The following is a 1,834-nucleotide window of genomic DNA, read 5'->3' as shown; positions in this document are numbered from 1 at the left end:
TCAATCAATGCGCCGCGGGACAAGTCGTTAACCGGTTTACGCAAACCTTGCAACAACGGGCCTACGCTCAGGACGTTGGCGCTGCGTTGTACGGCTTTGTAAGTACAGTTGCCGGTATTGAGGTCTGGGAAAACTAAAACGGTTGCTTGACCGGCAACAGCGCTGCCCGGAGCTTTGGATTGGCCGATAGATGGAACGGTAGCCGCATCGTATTGCAACGGGCCTTCGATGGCCAAATCAGGGCGTTTTTCATTAGCCAGTTTGGTTGCTTCTATCACTGCATCGACATCAGGGCCGCTGCCTGAGTTGATGGTAGAGTAGGAAATCATGGCCACTTTGGGATCGATACCGAAGGCTTTGGCGCTGTCGGCAGATTGGATGGCGATGTCGGCCAGTTGTTCCGGAGTTGGGTTCGGGTTAACCGCGCAGTCGCCGAATGCCAAAACTTGGTTAGGCAGCAACATGAAGAATACGCTGGATACAAGGCTTGCACCCGGAGCGGTTTTAATCAGTTGCAGGGCAGGGCGGATGGTGTTGGCAGTAGTGTGGACTGCGCCGGAAACCAAACCGTCTACGTCGTTTTGAGCCATCATCATGGTACCCAGTACGACGGTGTCTTGCAGCTGTTTGCGTGCATCTTCAGGAGTCAGGCCTTTGGATTTGCGCAATTCGCACATTGGTTCAACGTATTGTTCAACCAAAGTAGCTGGATCAATGATTTCCAAAGAATCGGGCAGGGAGATGCCGCGTTCTTTCGCTACGGCTTCAACTTCTTCGCGGGTCGCCAACAGTACGCAACGGGCGATGCCTTTTTCGTGACAGATAGCGGCAGCGGCGACGGTGCGTGGTTCTGCGCCTTCAGGCAGGACGATGCGCATATCGGCTTTGCGTGCGAAATCGATCAGGTTGTAACGGAATTGGGCTGGAGACAGGCGTTTGGCTTCGCGTTTGGCCAAAGCGGATACGTCTTGCAGTTTGTCGCTGGAGCCGAAGAAAGTCAGGCCGGTTTGCTCGGCAACTTGTGCGCCTAAAGCAGCGGCTGCGCCGTCAATGATAAAGCCTTCCAATAAGCCCGGGGAGTTGGTGTAGAGCTGTTTGGTGAGGTTTAATTGTTGGGCAACGGCGGCTGCGTCGGAGTTGTCGGATTTCAGCGCCAATACAACGCCTGCGTCCAAAGACAACGCCAATTCGACGTTTTTGCCTGCCAAGAACAATTTGTCCGCATCAGGAGTGATGCCTTCGATAACGAGGTTATCTGCGTTCAATGCTGCAACTTTACCGACAAGCGCGTCGAACCAGTCGTCGCTTTTGCCTTGAGCCAACAGGGTTTCTGTAGTGGAGTCAACGGCTTGGAAAACTTGCGCATTCAATGCCGCTGCAAATGCTTTTGCCGCTGCATCGGCGCTCAGGCCGGTAGATACCGGTGCGATCAGGATTTTTGCCATTTTGTGTCCTCTCTTTCGGTGATTGTAGAAGAGTGTTGCTGTTGTGCAGCTGGTGCTGCATTTTATCACTTTGGGATAACATATACACGGTCATATTGACATATGTCATCAGGCCGTCTGAAAAGTATAAACGCAATGGACCAAATCCATCAATCCCCCATTGCCGCCAAAAGCTCGGCTTGATGCTCGGCAATCAGGGCATTGGTGATTTCTTCCAAATCGCCGTCCATCACAAAATCCAGTTTGTGCAGGGTAAGGTTGATGCGGTGGTCGGTCACGCGGCCTTGCGGGTAGTTGTAGGTGCGGATGCGTTCGCTGCGGTCGCCGCTGCCGATCAGGGATTTGCGTTCGGCGGCTTCTTTGGCTTGGGCTTCGCGTTTTTGCGCGTC

Annotated in this window: 1 protein-coding gene and 1 pseudogene; both read right to left on the bottom strand. The window is 53.4% G+C overall.

Annotated features, from left to right (window positions below; all coding sequences use genetic code 11):
* Positions 1 to 1,445: phosphate acetyltransferase (gene pta / locus ACTHUE_RS17530; RefSeq protein ID WP_440424069.1), on the bottom strand; the 1,445-nt coding region annotated here is incomplete at its 3' end.
* Between the two features lie 149 nt (positions 1,446 to 1,594).
* A pseudogene (gene prfA / locus ACTHUE_RS17525) lies at positions 1,595 to 1,834 on the bottom strand (peptide chain release factor 1); the annotation flags it as partial.

The organism is Neisseria sp. P0021.S005, assembly GCF_051956955.1.
Note: the sequence above shows the minus strand (reverse complement) of the source record. Positions and strands in the feature narration are given on the sequence as shown.